The sequence below is a fragment of the Corynebacterium sp. EPI-003-04-2554_SCH2473622 genome, from assembly GCF_001665955.1.
Classification (GTDB): domain Bacteria; phylum Actinomycetota; class Actinomycetes; order Mycobacteriales; family Mycobacteriaceae; genus Corynebacterium; species Corynebacterium pseudodiphtheriticum.
This window is the reverse complement of record NZ_LZMN01000035.1, coordinates 1-17,346: the sequence shown is the minus strand read 5'-3', so window position 1 is coordinate 17,346 and position 17,346 is coordinate 1. Positions and strand designations below refer to the sequence as shown.

The following is a 17,346-nucleotide window of genomic DNA, read 5'->3' as shown; positions in this document are numbered from 1 at the left end:
CTGAGGAAAAGCGAGCTTAGACGGACTCGCGAGAATTATCGACTTCTTCGTCGTCGACGATCTCTATTTCCGAAGCCATTGGTACAACGGTCGGAAGGATAACAGGTTCGCGTTTCCAATTTTGCTCGATGAAGCGAGATACTTTCCGGCGCAACTTCTGCACCATGCGGTAGGTGTCGTTTTCACCTTCCGCAGCAAGATCATTCATCGTATTATCCACGAGCTCGACAACCTGCGGGATCAAGGCACGATCATCTTCTGCAAAGCCCGTTGTCTCCACACGTGGGCGCTCCAAAAGCTGTGAAGTTCGGTTATCGACCACGCACGTAATAGAAACGACGCCACCAGCGCCCAAGCTCGTACGGTCAGCCAAGGTATCCGCATCGACGTTGCCCATATTTAGGCCATCAACGTAGAGGTTTCCAACGGTCTTTTGTCCGACAACCTCTGCTTTACCGTTAGCCATATCAATGACCACGCCATTCTGGGCCAACATGACTCTCTCGCGCGGAACCCCGGTAGAAATGGCAAGCTCTTTGTTGGCACGTAGATGCCGCCATTCACCGTGGACTGGCCATGCATTTTTTGGTCGCGCTGCGTTATAGAGGAATAACAGTTCACCAGCATAACCGTGGCCCGACGAGTGCACCTTAGCATCTGCGTTGGTAATCAGCTCAGCGCCGATCCGCGAAAGCATATTCATCACGCCAAAAACTGCTTCTTCGTTACCAGGGATCAGCGAGGAAGACAGGATAATAAGATCTCCTGCTCGAACGGTGATCTGCCTATGCTCGCGACGAGCCATGCGCGACAATGCAGCCATCGGCTCACCCTGCGTGCCGGTAGTGATGAGCATCGTCTTGTGCGAGGCCATCTTTGAGGCTTCTTCAATCGGGATGATGGTTCCTTTTGGTACACGTAGGTACCCCATCTTTTCCGCGATCTCCATGTTTCGCAGCATCGAGCGTCCGTTAAAAGCGACCTTACGGTGCGCTGCTACCGCGGCATCAATGGCGGCCTGCACACGGTAAACGTTAGATGCAAATGACGCAACGATCACACGGTTTTTCGCAGACGCCACAATCCGCTTCAACGTCGGAGCGATATCTGCCTCGGTAGCAGAAACACCAGGAACGGTTGCATTGGTGGAATCACACAGCATTAGGTCTACGCCTTCGTCACCATAACGTGACAAGGCTGGAAGATCTGTCGGGCGATTGTCCAATGGGGTCTGATCCAGCTTAATATCGCCCGTGTGAATGATTGAACCAGCTGGGGTGTTCAACATGATTCCCAGCGCGTCTGGGATGGAGTGATTGACAGCCCAGAAACGGCAACGGAACGGACCGTAGCTGACATCTGACTTTTCGTTAACTTCCACCATCTTCGGCTTCTGGCGGTGTTCTTTAGTCTTCGCAGCAATCAACGCCAAAGTGAATTTCGAAGCCACAATTGGAATATCTGGCCGCAGCTTCAGCAGCCATGGGATAGCCCCAATGTGGTCTTCGTGCGCGTGTGTCACAACAAGCGCTTCTACCTTATCGATCTTCTTTTCGATCGGGCCGAAGTCAGGCAAGATCAAGTCGACGCCTGGTTCTCCAGACGACGGGAATAACACGCCACAGTCGATGATCAGCAACTTGCCATCGTACTCAAAGACGGTCATGTTGCGACCAATCTCCGAAATTCCACCAAGAGCGTACATACGCAGCGAGCCTTTTTGCAGCTGGGGTGGTTCTGGCAGGCGTTTGGTGAGATCAGCGCCTTGCATCGATTTCGGTACGTTACGGCGACCACGATTGTTGTTGCCGCCCTGGTTGTTACCGCTACCCTGGTTGTTGCCACCACGGCCACGGTTATTTCGCCCACGGGAGCCACGGCCACGACCTTTAGCGGAGTTGACTCCGTTATTGTCCTTGCCGTCGCCATGGTTGTTTTCGCTGTCTTTAGCGGCGCCTTGTTTATTCGAACCAGAGTCTTCCCGGTTATTAGAGCGGGGATTCTTGCCAGATTTTTTGTTATCCGGCTTATTGGGTTTGCCCTGCTTCTGCGCCCCCTGTTTATTAGGCTTGTTCGACTTCTGTCGGTTTTGGTTGTTACCAGCACCATCGTCGTCGGATCCACCAGACTGTGAATTCGCCTCTGGTGGCTTGAACGAAGGGCTTGGTGCGGTATCAGTGGCACCACTAGATTGTGACAGTGATTGCGCTACGGTTGCAACGTCCTCCGGTGGCCCCGCTTTTCGGGAAACTTTCCGGGAACGGGTGCGAGATTCAGTCATCTATAAGACTCCAGCTTGGTCCAAATCACGGCGTAACCCATCCACCTGCTCGTCGTCTAACGGAGCGAGTGGCAGACGTGGTTCGCCTACTTCAATTCCCTGTTCGCGCAGGGCTGCTTTAGCAAAATTGGCACCTCCCAGACGCTGCTGCGCCTGGATTAACGGTGTTAATACATTTGTGTGGATTTCTCGCGCACGGGCGAGATTTCCCTCGTCATATGAGTCGTACAACTCACGCAAAGCTCGTGGCGCGGCGTGTCCGATAACGGAAATAAAGCCGCTGGCCCCGACGGACAGCCACGGCAAATTGGCCGGGTCGTCACCGGAATACCATGCGAGTCCAGTTTCTTGCATGAGGTTACAAGCAGCATGCAGATCACCTTTGGCGTCTTTGACTGCTTTGATGGTGGGCAACTTAGCAAGTTCGGCAATCGTGTCCGACTCCACTGAGATGCCCGAGCGTCCAGGAATGTCATACAAACTGATGGGCAAATCGGTTGCCTGCGCCACCGCTGTGTAATGAGCGATAAGGCCCGCCTGACTCGGCTTCGAATAATACGGCGTGACCACTAACAAAGAATCGGCTCCCGCTTCAGCGGACTTTTTTGCTAGATCGATCGTAGTTGCCGTGTTATTCGTACCGACACCTGCCATAATCTTGGCACGGTCACCGACCTCATCTTTGACAGCCTTCAGAAGTTCAAGTTTCTCGTCCACCGTCGTAGTCGGTGACTCTCCGGTGGTACCGGATACTACAAGGGCATCCAGGCCGTTATCCACCAAGTGAGCGGCTAGTTTTCGAGCAGCCGGTATATCCAAGGCACCGTCCTTATCGAACGGGGTCACCATGGCAACACTGACGCTGCCGAATGTCTCGACTCCAGTCTTGACTGTCAAACCTGTGCTCATGCTGCTCTAGGTTACCCGTTAACCACGCCCAACCACGAACCGGCGCACCCTTTGGAGCGTATGATTTGGTTTTCGACCGTGTTTAGGCACCCTAGGAATATTCAGTCTGAACGTTGGCTAGGCATAAGGGCTAGCCGCCATATAGGTACCATCCGATAACGCACTGATATAGAAATCTGAAAACAACGATGGCGCTTGTTTCTGAAGCAACCGCAGACACTCGACCGCCAGACGGCGCATTTCCACGTCCGCGTGCTCACTCGCGCGTGCACCAATAAAGTGCCGCCACGTGCGGTAATTTCCCGTCACCACAATGCGCGATTCCGTCGCATTTGGTAACACAGCACGCGCTGCTTGCCGAGCCTGTTTTTTGCGTAACAAGGCATTTGGTTCGCCGGAAAGTCTTTCTTCCAGAGCAGCAAGCAACTCGTTGTAGACAAATCGAGAATCATCTACTGCTTGTCCCACTAAACGAGATAATTCCTCATCCCCCGCAACCGCATCCGGCATAACGAATTGTGCGTCTCCCGAATGCACAAACCGCTGCGAGAGCTGGCTAAAAGAAAAGTGCCGATGCCGAACAAGTTCATGGCTCACTGAGCGCGAAATCCCACGAATATACAGTGTCGCGGTGGCGTGTTCCAGTAGCGCGGTGTGCCCTACTTCCATGATGTGGTGCAAATAAGCATCATTAGCAGCGGTATGTGGGTTTGGCTTCGCGAACGTTTCATAACATGCACGACCAGCGAATTCCACTAGAGATTCAGCATCCGTTGCAGAAGAGTCTGCTTGCCAATTTATCTCTGGATCCTGTGGGGGAAAAAATTGAGTAGCAGCGAGAAGATCTACTTTCAGGTTCTTAGATGTGGCCATGTGCTAATTCAGGCCCAGGAATTTCTCCAGGCCCACAGTCAGACCTGGGTGATCTTTAATCTGACGAACACCAGTAAATACGCCTGGAACGAAGGATGTCCGATCATAGGAATCTTGTCGAATTGTCAACGATTGGCCTTGCGCACCAAAGATCACTTCTTCGTGTGCCACCATCCCACGGGTGCGCACTGCGTGGACTGGAACCCCATCAACGTTTGCTCCACGCGCGCCGTCGAGTGATTGCTCAGTAGCATCCGGCATCTCCGGCATGTTCGCTTGCCGTCTCGCATGAGCAATGCCTTGCGCGGTATGAATCGCGGTACCCGAGGGTGCATCAAGTTTTGTTGGGTGGTGGTATTCCACAACTTCAGCGGTCTCAAAAAATTCAGCGGCCTGACGGGCAAAGTGCATCGTCAAAATAGCGGAGATTGCAAAATTCGGTGCAATTAACACGTGGCCAGCCCCATCCGCCTGAGCCCAATGCTTCACCTCTTCCAGACGCTCCTCGTCAAAACCCGTGGTCCCGACAACACAATGGATACCGCGTGCTAGGCAGAATTGTAAGTTCCCCATGACCACAGCTGGCTGGGTAAAATCAACGACGACTTCAGCCTGCTTTTCCACTAAAATGTCCAGACTGTCATCTCTATCGACAGCAGCAACTAGTTCCAGGTCATCGCTTCCGTCAATAGCTTCCACAATCGCACTGCCGACGCGGCCTCGTGCTCCTAATACTCCGACTTTAATGGTCATAAATCTTCCTTAGGTAGAACGCCCCATGATGAGAGCGCATATTTTTTAGTATGGCTTAGTGATCCGACTATCTCGTTACCTAATTGTATCGACTCTGTATTTAGTTTTCGCCGAATATTTGCGAGAGAAACGATAAACTAGAACCATGAAAACTCCTCGGACATTTCTCAGCTTGGCTGCCACCATTATCACTTCCGGATTGGTGTTAAGCGCATGCGCTACCGCTGACAATACGGATAATTCCGCGCAGCGGCCAACCAGCACCGTGACCTCGACCTCCCCACAGCCAGCAGAAACTACCGAAAACAAAACGACAACCAAAACAAACGACGCGCAAGATACATCCCGCACGACCGCTGCGCGTGGTCAAGAATCAGCTCAGCCAACAGGTGCGCAGATGCTTGGCACGCCTTCGATGGAAGACCGGCAGGACCTTCCTGACGGTCTTGGTGATTTAAGCCCCACGGATGTGCGCATCGGTACCCACCAAGGATTTGACCGGGTCGTATTCGAGTTCGCAGGTGTCGGCAAGCCAGGTTGGTTCACACACTACACAGACACCCCGGCACAACCTGGTTCCGGCTTTCCCGTGGAGTATCAAGGCAATACAGCTTTAAATATCGCTATAGAAGGCACCCCTGCCCCAATTGATCCACAAAAGCAAGCGCAATGGATCGATCTCAATGCAAGCTTCCCGGGCGCCGGGTCGGTTGCCGAAGTCAAATTAGCCGGAGCCTTCGAAGCTCAGTCTAAGTTCATCATTGGCTTAGATAAGCCACGACCCTATTCCGTTACCCGCCTGGAAAATCCAACGCGTGTGGTCGTAGATATCCAGAAATAGATATCCAATAACAGTTTTTAGTCCCCGCGCGGGCAAGCTCGGGGTAATAACAAAGGCAGCCTCCGACGGTGTAAATTACCGCTCGGAACGCTGCCTTTATTGTGACCGGTTTATACTGCACCGGCCACGACCGTGTGGAATTTAATCTTCCTCCACCGGCACCAGTGAGATCTTGCCTCGATCATCGATATCAGCGATCTCGACCTGCACCTTGTCTCCGACGTTAATTTCGTCTTCAACCTTTTCGATGCGACGACTACCGCCGATCTTGGAGATATGCATCAGACCATCACGGCCTGGCATTAGCGAAATAAACGCGCCGAAAGCTACAGTCTTCACGACGGTTCCCAAAAAACGCTCCCCAACCTTAGGAAGCTGTGGGTTCGCAATGGCGTTGATCTTTTCCACCGCGGCGTCTGCTTCCTCGCCGGTAGCCGCCGACACATAGACGGTGCCATCGTCTTCGATAGAGATTTCAGCACCAGTCTCGTCGTGGATGGCATTGATCGTCTTGCCCTTAGGGCCGATCAATTCACCAATCTTCGAAGGTGGGATGTTTACGGTGATCACCCGAGGTGCGGTATCAGCCAAGGCATCCGGTGAATCGATAACAACTGTCATCGTTTCTAGGATTGTCAGGCGTGCCTCGCGCGCCTGTTCCAAAGCCTCGGCCAATACGTCAGAAGGAATGCCATCGAGTTTGGTATCCAATTGCAGAGCCGTGATGTAATCCGGCGTACCAGCAACCTTAAAGTCCATGTCACCGAATGCATCTTCCACTCCCAAAATGTCAGTCAAGGTGACAAAGCGATCCTCACCATCGACTTCACCGGACACCAGGCCCATAGCAATACCAGCCACAGGTGCTTTCAAAGGGACACCAGCGTTGTACAGCGACAAGGTAGAAGCGCACACAGATCCCATGGAAGTCGAACCATTTGATCCCAACGCCTCAGAAACCTGGCGAATGGCATACGGAAAATCCTCGCGTGAAGGAATTACCGGCACAACCGCTCGCTCTGCAAGCGCTCCGTGACCAATTTCTCGGCGTTTCGGGGAGCCGACACGGCCGGTCTCACCAGTTGAGAATGGTGGGAAGTTGTAATGGTGCATGTATCGCTTAGATTCACCGGGGGTCAAAGAATCTACCCGCTGAACCATCTCCAGCATGTTCAACGTGGTAACCCCCAGGATCTGAGTTTCGCCACGCTCAAACAACGCAGAACCGTGTGCTCGAGGAATTAACTCGACTTCCACTTCCAAATCACGGATGTCAGTGGTGCGACGTCCATCTACACGGTAGCCATCACGCAAGATCTTTTCGCGGACAATCTCTTTTTGCAAGGCACTGTATGCAGCACGGATTTCCGACAACGCATCGTCATCGTCGATGTCATATTTTTCTTCGATATCGTCGGCGAGGTCTTCGTCCCACTCAGCAATGTAGTCATTGATAGCTTCGTCGCGGGCTTGTTTCTCACCAATCGATAGCAGCTTGTGCAGCTTCTTGCGAGCCTTCTTTGCGACTTCTTCAAAGACTTCGTCGGAATATTCCTTAAACAAGGGGAACTCCGCGGTTTCTTTCGCAACCTGCTTAGCCAATTCTGTTTGTGCCTGGCACAGTAGAGAGATAAAAGGCTTCGCTGCTTCCAGGCCCTGCGCGACAGTGGATTCGGTTGGAGCCGGCGCTCCCGCAGCCACACGGTCGGCTACCTGCACACCCGCGCCAGCTTCCACCATCATGATGGCCACATCATTGTTGGCAACTTTATTGCCTTTAGAATTTCGACGCCCCTTCTTCTGGCCGCCTTCTTTCTTCTCCACGATTCGGCCTGCCACAACCATCTCAAACAGCGCTTCCTGGTGCTGTTGATGGTTCGGGAAGGCAACCCACGCGCCTTCTGGGTGTTCATCGTCGGCCAGCAGAGCCATACGAACCGCTCCGACCGCACCAGAAACCGGTAATCCGGAAATCTGGGTAGCTGCCGAAGCTCCATTGATGGCCAGCACGTCGTAATATTCCCCCGGCGCTATCGACAGTACTGTGTTGACATTTTGTACCTCGTTGCGCAAACCTTTGACGAAAGTCGGACGCAGCGGACGGTCAATCAAGCGACAAGCCAAAATCGCCTCGGTAGATGGTCGACCTTCACGACGGAAGAAACTGCCCGGAATACGGCCCGCAGCATACATACGTTCTTCCACATCGACAGTCAGTGGGAAGAAATTTAGCCCCTCTTTCGGCTTGGAAGAGGCGGTCGTCGTCGACAAGATCATTGTCTCGTCATCCAAGTAGGTGGTCACCGAGCCATCTGCTTGGCGGGCAAGCTGCCCAGTTTCAAATCGGATGGTACGGGTTCCGAAGTCCCCGTTGTCGATGGTGGTTTCTACACCGTTGATTCCGACTTCTTCATCAATAAATTTTTGCACAGCCTGGTTGCTGCTCATACAAACTCCTTGCTCTTAAACGAGCTCGTTCCTGGTGACGATCATCGTAGCCGCCAAAAGATCTTCATCTCTTATAAAAGACCTATACCTATTTCGGAAATATTCCTGGCAGATTTTATAAGCCAGAATCAGTTTAGCATGAGACAGACCCGTGATACGCAAAAACCACCCTGCCCGGGAAGCCGGACGGGTGGCGATAAGCGTGCAGCCTAGGCTGTTTAACGACGACGAATTATCGACGCAGTCCCAAGCGAGAAATCAGGTCACGGTACCGGTTAATGTCTTTGCTCTGCAGGTACTTCAGCAAACCACGACGACGACCAACCAACAGCAACAGACCACGGCGAGAGTGGTGATCGTGCTTGTGATCTTTCAGGTGCTCGGTCAGGTTGGTGATACGGTAGGTCAGCAGCGCGACCTGGGCTTCTGGGGAACCAGAGTCAGTCTCGTGAACGCCGTATTCCTTCAGGATCTCTTGCTTCTTTTCTGTAGAAAGAGCCATGCTTATCTCCTTATTTCAGTCCACACGAAAATTTATTTGCAACCACTGCGGACCATAGTCGCAAACCAGTCACTCATACTAGCCGCCAGGGCTACTAACGAGCAAATGGCGAGGTTGTGTTTGGCCAAACTCATAATCAAGACTGGCTATCGACACTAATCCCGCGAACCTCCTTGTAAAGCACGCTGCAAGAAAAACTCCCCCGCCACTGAATCATGATCAATAACTGAACTATCGCGCATCTCCAGGTCCTGTGCTAAGACCTCACGAACGCTGCAAACATCACGGGAAATAGCTTCCAGGAGTGCATCTAGACTGTCATATTTCTCCATCGATCGAATTCGATCAACGAAATAAACCGTGGCACCATAACCGTACAAATCCGCTTCTCGGTCCAATACAAAAGACTCCACGCTGCGCTCGTCATCGCCAAAAGTCGGGTTTGTGCCCACGGAAATAGCAGCAGCATAAGCCACCCCCGGAACCATATTCCCATTCACCGGGGAATTCGACCCCTCAACCACAAGCCAACCTGCATACACTCCATCAGCAGGAAGGGCTAGGTTTTCCGGAAAATACTGGTTCGCGGTAGGAAATCCAAGTTCTTTACCACCCCGCCCGGCTCCGCGCACAATCGGGCCATAGACGCTAAACGGCCGCCCCAATGCCCGACGTGCAGCAGCCACATTTCCGGCCATAAGATATTTGCGAACGGCTGTCGAACAAACCAAAATCTCACCGTCGGCAAGTGTCTTATCATGCAACAATTGCACCACGTCTACACCAATCCCACGCGCGGCACACAGCTGCCGCATGATTTCCGGCGTGCCAACGGCGTCTTTACCAAAAGTGAAATTCTCTCCGATTATCACGTGGCTGGCGTGCAGTTTGTTGACGAGCAACCGGTCGACGTATTCCTGCGGCGACCAACCCGCCATCTCGACGGTGAAATCAATCACCATCACATTATCGATGCCCATCTTCTCCACGACGGACATACGCTGATCAAAACTACTCAGTGCTAACGGAGCGCGTTCCGGTAAAAATACGCTAACCGGGTGCGGGTCGAAGGTAATCAGAACCGATTGCTGCCCAGTAGCTCGTGCTTTGCGCACCGCAGCAGAAATAAGCTCTTGATGTCCGCGGTGCACCCCATCAAAAACTCCGATGGTGATCACAGAGGATTCCACGCGTTCGGGGATCTCGTCCATACCCTGCCAAATATTCACCCTGCCAGCTTAAGGCATACACTGACTGCTATGAATTCAGCTACGGATTTTTCGCAGCCAGACCCACTAGACGGTTCCGGGTTAGTGGTCGTCGACAAGCCAGCGGGCATGACCTCACACGACGTCGTCGGCAAGTTACGCCGCATCTTCCGCACCAAAAAAGTCGGACACGCGGGAACTTTAGACCCCATGGCAACTGGAGTACTGGTCGCCGGGATTAGGCGTGGCACCAAGTTTCTAGCCCATATGGTGGCCGCGGATAAAACCTACCAAGCAACCATCCGGCTAGGTGCTGCTACCACTACTGACGATGCCGAGGGCGATTTTCTTCCCGCAACGACAATCGAAGACGGGCTGAACCAAGAACAGGTCAGTGTTCGTTTATCCGGCCTATCTGACGACGATATTGCAGCTGCAGTTGCTTCCTGGACCGGCACAGTCGAACAAGTCCCTGCGAAAGTCTCCGCCGTGAAAATTGCTGGTAAACGAGCCCACCAGCGGGTGCGCGAAGGCGAAGACGTAGAAATTCCCGCGCGCACTGTAACGATCAACCAATTTACTGTGCATTCCATACGACGCGGCAGTGACGACGAGATCGGTATTGCTTTTATTGATATTGCATGCACCGTGACATGTTCTTCCGGAACTTATATCCGAAGCCTGGCCAGAGATATCGGTTCAGACCTGGGCGTCGGTGGCCATCTGACGAAGCTACGCCGAACGCACGTTGGCCCTTATGGGCTCAGCGATGCGGCAACCCTCGACGAGCTGGCCGACAATCCACAGCTCAGCTTAAGCCTCGACGACGCTCTGCAACGGAGTTACCCCCACTGGCAGGTCACTGAACAACAAGCAACCGATCTATCCATGGGTAAACGTTTGCCCGCTTGCGGTCTGGACGGTGTAGTTGTGGCCATTGCCCCAAATGGGCGAGCGATAGCACTAGTCACCGAAACCACAGGAGCACGAGCCGAAATTAAAACCGTCTTCGTGGCACGTCCCAGTACTTTATAAGTTGATGACTCAGCAGTCCCGTCGTCTCAGCTTTTAGCGGTCTCATGTTCTCAGAGATGATTCGGTCACGGCTGCTGCAGTAAATACGAAGCCATCGTCAATCATCCACTTCCCAGTTATCAACGGCACCGGGGTCGGGCGTACCAGTAAATAGGCCACGAAGGTGCCGTCTTCGCGAAGATCAATTTCGGCTTGTTCGAAACCTAACCATCGCTGAGTCATCGGAAACCACGTCTTATACACGGTTTCTTTCGCACAAAAGATGATGCGATCCGCACACGATATTCCGGTTGCTCGAAAACGCGAAATTTGTGGCTTTTCACTACCCCGTAGAATCAAATCCACAATATCCACTGGTAATTTTTCCGCTGGTTCAATATCGATTCCTAAGCTGTGTAACCGATGAGTCGGCGCCACAGCCGCCGCCCGCATACCAGAGGTATGCGACATGGACCCGCAAAACCCCTCCGGCCATAGCGGCATGCCTCGATTTCCCCGCAAAATAGGCTCGTTTCTGGAATACCCCAACTGCCGGAGCGCTTGATGAGCGCACCATCGAGCATCACCAAACTCAGCTTTGCGTTTTTCCACTGAATGTGAGACTAGCGATTGTTCCAACGGGTGCAACCTGTGAAAATTACTCAAGTCCCCCGCTGCATCGCTACGAACCGTAACGATTCGGGCGGAATCCGGCAACAAAAACTCATAATTTCTGGTCATACCCCATCGCTCCCCTTGCCACGACGTCGCGGCATCCGTAGCTCCGGGTGACTTTCACGGCACTGCTTGAATCCTACCCGCTGCGCAATCTGTCCACCGTTCGGATCAGCAACCAGTTCTAGCACTGGGCAGGGCCAAATTCTATTCTGATCGCTTCGGCCCCATTCCCGGGGATATCCCAACGAGACCTCATGGTGTTCCACGCCATCTAGTTCAAAGATTGCTGGCATATGCAAATGGCCGTAGACCACGGCCTTCGCGTTATAGCGCTGCGGCCAAGTGCGAGTATGCCGACTGCCGCACCACAACGCAAGTTCCGGCAAGACCATACGCAACGTCGGTTCCTGTACCAAAGGCCAATGATTGACTAAGACTGTCGGCCCGTTAACACGTGATAGACGCGTAATAGAATAGGCCAACCGATCCCAGCACCATGCCCGGATATCGGCGAATGGTGCAATCGCGATTTCATCAGTCATCACTACGTTTTTCTGTGCAGCAAGCTCCAAAGCCTCTTCTACCCCAGTACCTGCTGGACGAAAACTGTAATCATACAGCGTAAATAGTGGCACAACGGTGGTATCACCGAACACAGGGAAAGTATCTTCCGGAGTCAAAACATCAATACTGCGACATATCTGCACCAAAGCATCATATTTGGCTCTTCCCCTATGCGCGTCCGTCGACCGAGAAAACAGCTCATGATTGCCGGGGACCCAAATCACCTGCGCAAACCGACTGCGCAGCTCGCTCAACACCGTAGAAATCAAATCTAGGCGCTCTGCGACGTCGCCTGCGACCAGCAACCAATCATCCGGATGTCGCGGGCTAATCTCATCGAGCCGCAGTCGGTTCGCACGCACCGCGGCATGCAAATCAGCTACTGCCCACAAAGTAGGCCGGGGATGGTTCATTCCGTCATGGCCCATTTCATCGAGTAGAAACGGTAAACCACCGCAGCTGTGCGAAACACGATAAATGCCAACAAACCGCACCAAATGCCAGCCAGTCCGCCGTCGACAAGGTATGCGGTCCACACGCCAGGCAAGAACCCCAATAAGACTGCCCCAATCGTAATCGTGCGTAAAAACGCGACATCACCTGCACCAAGCAGTACGCCATCAATGGCAAATAGCACACCTCCCAGCACGATCATGATGATCAGCAGCCACCACGGAGTCATGATTGTCTCTAGCACTCCAGCATCCTGGGTAAATAATCGAGGTATCCACCCAGAAAACACGGCGAAAACTGTAGCTAGCCCCATCGCAAAAATTGTGGAGTACCAGATAATCTTTAAGCCTGTCCGCCGCGCCAACGCAACCGTGCGTCCGCCCAAAGCAGCACCAATGAGCGCTTGAGCGGCAATTGCTAATGAATCCAGCACCAATGTCAAAAAATTCCACAACTGCAGCATGATCTGGTGGGCTGCCAAAGCATTAGTGCCGAAACGTGCAGCCACACCTGCCGCAGATAAAAAGGCCACTTGAAAAGCCAGCGAACGCAAAATCAGATCGCGACCCAATACCAATTGCCGTGCAATCACTTGACCTCGTGGTGCCCAACTGCCCTTATGTGCACGAATCAAGCACAGCACAAAGCACGAGGCTGTCAGCCCCATGCCAAGCACATTCGCCCATGCTGAGCCCACCAGCCCGAAAGTGGAGACCAAAAATGGCAGGGCAAGTGCCCCCGGGATAACGCCTATTAAGGTGAAATAGAACGGCCACCGCGTGTTGTGGATGCCCCGCATCCAGCCGTTGCCTGCCATGATCACTAGGGTCAGTGGAATCGCACACGCCGATACTCGCAACCAGTTAGCCGTGGCCGCAGCTACCTCCGGATCGCCAGTCAACCACTGCGCAATCGTAGAACCGAATATCCACAATCCAACGGCCAACACCGCTCCCACAGCAAGTGCTACCCAGGTTGCTTGCACGCCTTCAGCTATCGCGGCAGATTTTTTACCCTGCCCGAATAACCGCGACGAGCGGGCGGTAGTGCCATACGACAGAAAAGTCAGCTGTGTTGTCAACATCGATTGCACAGTCGCCCCAGCACCAAGTGCTGCTAATTCGAAGCTGCCTAAACGACCAACAACCGCCGTATCAAGCAGCAAATACAACGGCATAGCGGCCAATACACCAAGCGCAGGGAGTGCGAGACCAAAGATACTGCGTGCAGTAACCTCACGATCTACGTCAGTTCTTTTATGCACGGCGTCGTTAAGTTCGGAACTGTTATTACCAGAAATTTTGGTCATGGACACTCACGTTCAATCACCCGAAAAAGCTGATTTAGTACTGCAAGATTGGTTCCCCGCGCAGAAAAAGCTGCGGCGGGAACATGCCCTCCACCACCGAGCTGCATGGCAATCTGCGAACAATCAATTTCTCCTGAGCGCAATGAGATATTCCAGTAGCCTGGCGCCATTTCTTTGCACACGACTCCTAGGTTCGTGCCATCGAGCGAACGCACAAAATCAACTAGTTTTTCCACGGCAGATTGACTGTGGCTTGCAATGATGCGGTGTGGAACTTGCAAAATTGCCATGTTTACCGAACCAGCGGCTTTGATCTGCAGATTGGATAAAACCTCACCCGTCATCTGCAAATCGTCCGCAGCAGTAAGATCCACCAAATCTTCCGCTATTTGTTTGGTGTCCAGACCAAACTTCATCAATTCCGCGGCCATGGTATGCATTAAGGCACTGCCCCAACGGAAACTTCCAGTATCCGTCATCAACCCTGCATACAAACCATGCGCGATGGATTGATCAAGTTCTACTCCCAGGTGCGCGAACAACTCATAAAGAACCACGGTCGTTGATTCACGGCTTGCATCCACCAAGTTGATGCTTCCGTATCCGGGGTTTGTTGCGTGGTGATCGATGTTTATGGTGTGCCCAGTGAAATCCTCGAAACTGGAAGCAGCTGTACCTGTCCGGGAAAGCGACCCGCAGTCCACACTGATGAGTATGTCTGCCGGGGGTAACGTATCGACAGCACCGAAGAGCTCGACCCTATTTGCCTGCGGAATCGACAAAAGATTTTCCGGGATGCTTTTTTCTTGACCAACGAACATCCGCGAAGAAATGCCGAGTTGTCTTAATCCCAGGGAAAGCGCACAAGCCGACCCAATGGCATCAGCGTCAGGATTAACGTGAGCCAGGATATTTACCTGTCGAGCTTGCTTGATAAGGCTTGCAACCTGCGAATATATCATTATTCGGCACCTTTATTCTGCGCTATCATTCGGATTCTTTGTAGGGATCCGACTCACCTGCCGGGCGGGCCTGTTCACGCAATCTAGCCAGTTCTTCGTCACGAGCTCTTGCTTTCGCTAACAAGCCTTCCATATGTGCGGAAGCCTGTGGGACTTCGTCGAACTTGAACTCAAGGGTCGGTGTGAACCGTACTGAAAGCACATCTCCAACGATTTTGCGCAGTTGTCCCCGGTGTCGGTGCAACGCCTGTGCCGCCTGCTCGAGATCAGGTTCTTCGCTGATATCGCGTCCGCGTACGGTGTAATACACCGTAGCGTTATGCAGGTCACCAGTTACCCGGGTATCCGTAACGGTGATGAGCTCCAACCGCGGGTCCTTAATCTGATGTTCCAAGGCACTTGCCACAATTTCTTGGATTCGCTTCGCAATTCGACCGGTACGCGCATTATCTGCCATGATCTAGCCACCTTTCACATAAATAAATTTTAACTGCTGATATTTTAGCGCAGACGAAAAACACCCACCCGTTGCCGGTGAGGCAAATCGGGTGGGTGTGCTAGCCAGCATCATAAGTGAGCAATAGCGTGACAGTCAGGTTACTGCCCGCGATCGCTACTTGAACAGGTACTAGTCGCGTGGGACTTCTACCTCTTCGTAAGCCTGGATGATATCGCCAACCGCAATGTCTGGATACGACAGAGTCATACCGCATTCATAACCGGCCTTGATCTCAGTCATATCGTCCTTTTCGTGACGCAAAGACTCGATCGTGGCATTCGGCGCGATGACGTTACCGTCACGCAAGATGCGCGCCTTACCGTTACGCTTGACCGAGCCTTCGTTAACCATACAGCCGGCGATAAGGCCAACCGCGGAAGACTTGAACAGCGCACGGATTTCGGCTTCACCGGTATCGCGTTCTTCGTAAATCGGCTTGAGCATGCCTTTGAGGGCCTGCTCGATCTCTTCGATCGCGCGGTAAATAACGGTGTAGTACCGCACATCGACGCCTTCTTGGTTGGCAGCTTCTGTAGCTTTACCTTCTGCGCGGACATTGAATGCCACGATAACGGCATCCGAAGCAGCAGCCAAAGACACGTTGGTCTGTGTAACAGCACCAACACCACGGTCGATGATGTTCAGCTCGACTTCGTCGTCGATATCGATCTGCAGCAACGCATCTTCCAGGGCCTCGACAGAACCTGCGTTGTCGCCCTTCAAGATCAGGTTCAGCGTGCTGGTTTCCTTCAGCACCTTGTCCAAATCTTCCAGAGAAACGCGCTTCTTCGTCTTTGCCTGGATTGCAGAACGACGGCGGGCATCACGCTGCGCAGCAATCTGGCGCGCAACCCGGTCGTCTTCTACAACCAACAAGGAGTCACCTGCGCCTGGTACGCCATTAAGCCCCTGTACCTGCACCGGACGCGAAGGTCCAGCTTCTTCCACGTCATTTCCAAACTCGTCGACCATACGACGCACACGGCCGTGAGCATCGCCGACAACGATGGAATCGCCAACATGCAAGGTACCGCGCTGGACAATCACAGTGGCAACAGGGCCACGTCCGCGGTCCAGGTTTGCCTCGATCGCCAGACCCTGTGCGTTCATGTCCGGATTCGCGGTCAGCTCCAGTGCTGCATCTGCAGTCAGAACTACCGCTTCCAGAAGTTCATCGATGTTCGTTCCCTGCCGGGCAGAGATATCGATGAACATGGTGTCTCCACCGTATTCTTCCGGAATAAGACCATATTCAGTCAGCTGACCACGGATCTTATCAGGTTGTGCTTCTGGCTTATCGATCTTATTCACTGCCACAACCACTGGAATGTCAGCGGCCTTGGCGTGGTTAATCGCCTCAATAGTCTGTGGCATCACGCCATCGTCGGCAGCAACCACCAAGATCGCCAGGTCAGTAGCTTTCGCACCACGAGCACGCATTTGAGTAAATGCCTCGTGACCTGGAGTATCCAGGAAGGTCAGAGTACGCTGTTTACCTTCGGCAGTGACCTCGGTCTGATAAGCGCCGATTCCCTGGGTAATACCGCCAGCTTCGCCCTCACCTTCGTTGGTCTTACGGATGGTATCCAACAATCTGGTCTTACCGTGATCGACGTGACCCATAACGGTAATGACTGGAGGGCGTTTCGCGAGATCTTCCTCGCCGCCTTCATCCTCGCCGAACTGCAGGTCAAACGACTCCAACAGCTCACGGTCTTCGTCTTCTGGCGAGACAACTTGCACTTCATAGTTGATCTCGGCAGCCAGCAACTGCAGGGTCTCTTCCGAAACCGTAGCCGTAGCTGTGACCATTTCACCCATGTTGAACAGAGCCTGGACCAAAGCAGCTGGATCTGCATTAATCTTTTCCGCAAAGTCCGATACCGATGCGCCACGGCGTAGGCGGATGGTCTTACCCTTACCGTCTGGCAAGCGCACACCACCAACTACGTTTGGTGCGTGCAGCTCCTCGTACTCCGCCTTCTTCTGGCGCTTAGACTTCTTACCACGACGTGGAGGACCACCTGGGCGACCGAATGCACCAGCGGTGCC

The 17,346-nt window shown here is 53.1% G+C and carries 15 protein-coding genes; 2 read left to right on the top strand and 13 right to left on the bottom strand.

Going from position 1 to position 17,346, the window contains the following annotated elements; all coding sequences use genetic code 11:
• Positions 1-16: 16 nt before the first annotated feature.
• The 4 genes from A5774_RS02705 to dapB all read right to left on the bottom strand — a co-directional run bounded on the left by A5774_RS02705 (position 17) and on the right by dapB (position 4,816).
• Positions 17-2,281 carry an RNase J family beta-CASP ribonuclease gene (locus tag A5774_RS02705; RefSeq protein WP_064833244.1) on the bottom strand — a complete coding sequence of 755 codons (2,265 nt, stop codon included), beginning with the start codon at positions 2,279-2,281 and terminating at the stop codon, positions 17-19.
• Complete coding sequence (dapA, locus tag A5774_RS02700) at positions 2,282-3,190, bottom strand: 4-hydroxy-tetrahydrodipicolinate synthase (RefSeq protein ID WP_023019340.1); 909 nt, start codon at positions 3,188-3,190, stop codon at positions 2,282-2,284. It lies immediately after the preceding gene.
• Between the two features lie 117 nt (positions 3,191-3,307).
• Positions 3,308-4,063: an FAD-dependent thymidylate synthase gene (gene thyX / locus A5774_RS02695; protein WP_027017878.1), complete on the bottom strand. Its 756-nt coding sequence runs from the start codon at positions 4,061-4,063 to the stop codon at positions 3,308-3,310.
• A gap of 3 nt (positions 4,064-4,066) precedes the next feature.
• Positions 4,067-4,816 carry a 4-hydroxy-tetrahydrodipicolinate reductase gene (gene dapB / locus A5774_RS02690; protein WP_021352647.1) on the bottom strand — a complete coding sequence of 250 codons (750 nt, stop codon included), beginning with the start codon at positions 4,814-4,816 and terminating at the stop codon, positions 4,067-4,069.
• Between the two features lie 145 nt (positions 4,817-4,961).
• Here dapB and A5774_RS02685 point away from each other — a divergent pair, with 145 nt between their 5' ends.
• On the top strand, positions 4,962-5,657 hold the full coding sequence (locus A5774_RS02685) for a hypothetical protein (RefSeq protein ID WP_023019338.1): 696 nt from the start codon (positions 4,962-4,964) through the stop codon (positions 5,655-5,657).
• A 141-nt stretch (positions 5,658-5,798) separates the two neighbouring features.
• On the opposite strand, the gene A5774_RS02680 is transcribed toward A5774_RS02685, so the two are convergent.
• From A5774_RS02680 to A5774_RS02670, 3 genes are all read right to left on the bottom strand, one after another.
• Positions 5,799-8,105: a polyribonucleotide nucleotidyltransferase gene (locus A5774_RS02680; RefSeq protein ID WP_023019337.1), complete on the bottom strand. Its 2,307-nt coding sequence runs from the start codon at positions 8,103-8,105 to the stop codon at positions 5,799-5,801.
• 232 nt (positions 8,106-8,337) lie between these two features.
• Entirely contained in the window at positions 8,338-8,607 is a 270-nt protein-coding gene (gene rpsO, locus A5774_RS02675; RefSeq protein WP_021352650.1) for a 30S ribosomal protein S15, read from the bottom strand.
• 155 nt (positions 8,608-8,762) lie between these two features.
• Positions 8,763-9,836, bottom strand: coding sequence for a bifunctional riboflavin kinase/FAD synthetase (locus A5774_RS02670; RefSeq protein WP_024272723.1), 1,074 nt, complete (start codon positions 9,834-9,836; stop codon positions 8,763-8,765).
• Positions 9,837-9,866: 30 nt separating this feature from the next.
• On the opposite strand from A5774_RS02670, the gene truB reads away from it, so the two are divergent.
• Complete coding sequence (gene truB, locus A5774_RS02665) at positions 9,867-10,850, top strand: tRNA pseudouridine(55) synthase TruB (RefSeq protein WP_064833243.1); 984 nt, start codon at positions 9,867-9,869, stop codon at positions 10,848-10,850.
• Positions 10,851-10,892: 42 nt separating this feature from the next.
• Here truB and A5774_RS02660 read toward each other — a convergent pair whose 3' ends face one another.
• The 6 genes from A5774_RS02660 to infB form a co-directional block, all read right to left on the bottom strand.
• Positions 10,893-11,570, bottom strand: coding sequence for a 4'-phosphopantetheinyl transferase (locus A5774_RS02660; RefSeq protein WP_027017876.1), 678 nt, complete (start codon positions 11,568-11,570; stop codon positions 10,893-10,895).
• A complete protein-coding gene (locus A5774_RS02655) occupies positions 11,567-12,499 on the bottom strand; it encodes a metallophosphoesterase (RefSeq protein WP_231892322.1) in 933 nt (310 codons plus the stop codon). Before A5774_RS02655 ends, A5774_RS02660 begins: the two co-directional genes overlap by 4 nt.
• Positions 12,481-13,833, bottom strand: coding sequence for an MATE family efflux transporter (locus A5774_RS02650; RefSeq protein ID WP_082936075.1), 1,353 nt, complete (start codon positions 13,831-13,833; stop codon positions 12,481-12,483). The genes A5774_RS02655 and A5774_RS02650 overlap by 19 nt, the downstream gene beginning before the upstream one ends.
• Positions 13,830-14,795 carry a bifunctional oligoribonuclease/PAP phosphatase NrnA gene (locus A5774_RS02645; protein WP_021352656.1) on the bottom strand — a complete coding sequence of 322 codons (966 nt, stop codon included), beginning with the start codon at positions 14,793-14,795 and terminating at the stop codon, positions 13,830-13,832. Before A5774_RS02645 ends, A5774_RS02650 begins: the two co-directional genes overlap by 4 nt.
• 25 nt (positions 14,796-14,820) lie before the next feature.
• Positions 14,821-15,252 carry a 30S ribosome-binding factor RbfA gene (rbfA, locus tag A5774_RS02640; RefSeq protein WP_064833242.1) on the bottom strand — a complete coding sequence of 144 codons (432 nt, stop codon included), beginning with the start codon at positions 15,250-15,252 and terminating at the stop codon, positions 14,821-14,823.
• A 171-nt stretch (positions 15,253-15,423) separates the two neighbouring features.
• Positions 15,424-17,346, bottom strand: a 1,923-nt coding sequence (gene infB / locus A5774_RS02635; protein WP_064833241.1) for a translation initiation factor IF-2, incomplete at its 5' end; no start/stop codon positions are given.

What these genes read in the sequence shown, in the direction of transcription:
- A5774_RS02660 (WP_027017876.1), bottom strand. Translation starts at nt 11,570, where the DNA reads ATGACCAGAAATTATGAGTTTTTGTTGCCGGATTCCGCCCGAATCGTT.
- truB (WP_064833243.1), top strand. Translation starts at nt 9,867, where the DNA reads ATGAATTCAGCTACGGATTTTTCGCAGCCAGACCCACTAGACGGTTCC.
- A5774_RS02685 (WP_023019338.1), top strand. Translation starts at nt 4,962, where the DNA reads ATGAAAACTCCTCGGACATTTCTCAGCTTGGCTGCCACCATTATCACT.
- A5774_RS02705 (WP_064833244.1), bottom strand. Translation starts at nt 2,281, where the DNA reads ATGACTGAATCTCGCACCCGTTCCCGGAAAGTTTCCCGAAAAGCGGGG.
- thyX (WP_027017878.1), bottom strand. Translation starts at nt 4,063, where the DNA reads ATGGCCACATCTAAGAACCTGAAAGTAGATCTTCTCGCTGCTACTCAA.
- dapB (WP_021352647.1), bottom strand. Translation starts at nt 4,816, where the DNA reads ATGACCATTAAAGTCGGAGTATTAGGAGCACGAGGCCGCGTCGGCAGT.
- dapA (WP_023019340.1), bottom strand. Translation starts at nt 3,190, where the DNA reads ATGAGCACAGGTTTGACAGTCAAGACTGGAGTCGAGACATTCGGCAGC.
- A5774_RS02650 (WP_082936075.1), bottom strand. Translation starts at nt 13,833, where the DNA reads ATGACCAAAATTTCTGGTAATAACAGTTCCGAACTTAACGACGCCGTG.
- A5774_RS02655 (WP_231892322.1), bottom strand. Translation starts at nt 12,499, where the DNA reads ATGGGCCATGACGGAATGAACCATCCCCGGCCTACTTTGTGGGCAGTA.
- rpsO (WP_021352650.1), bottom strand. Translation starts at nt 8,607, where the DNA reads ATGGCTCTTTCTACAGAAAAGAAGCAAGAGATCCTGAAGGAATACGGC.
- A5774_RS02645 (WP_021352656.1), bottom strand. Translation starts at nt 14,795, where the DNA reads ATGATATATTCGCAGGTTGCAAGCCTTATCAAGCAAGCTCGACAGGTA.
- A5774_RS02680 (WP_023019337.1), bottom strand. Translation starts at nt 8,105, where the DNA reads ATGAGCAGCAACCAGGCTGTGCAAAAATTTATTGATGAAGAAGTCGGA.
- rbfA (WP_064833242.1), bottom strand. Translation starts at nt 15,252, where the DNA reads ATGGCAGATAATGCGCGTACCGGTCGAATTGCGAAGCGAATCCAAGAA.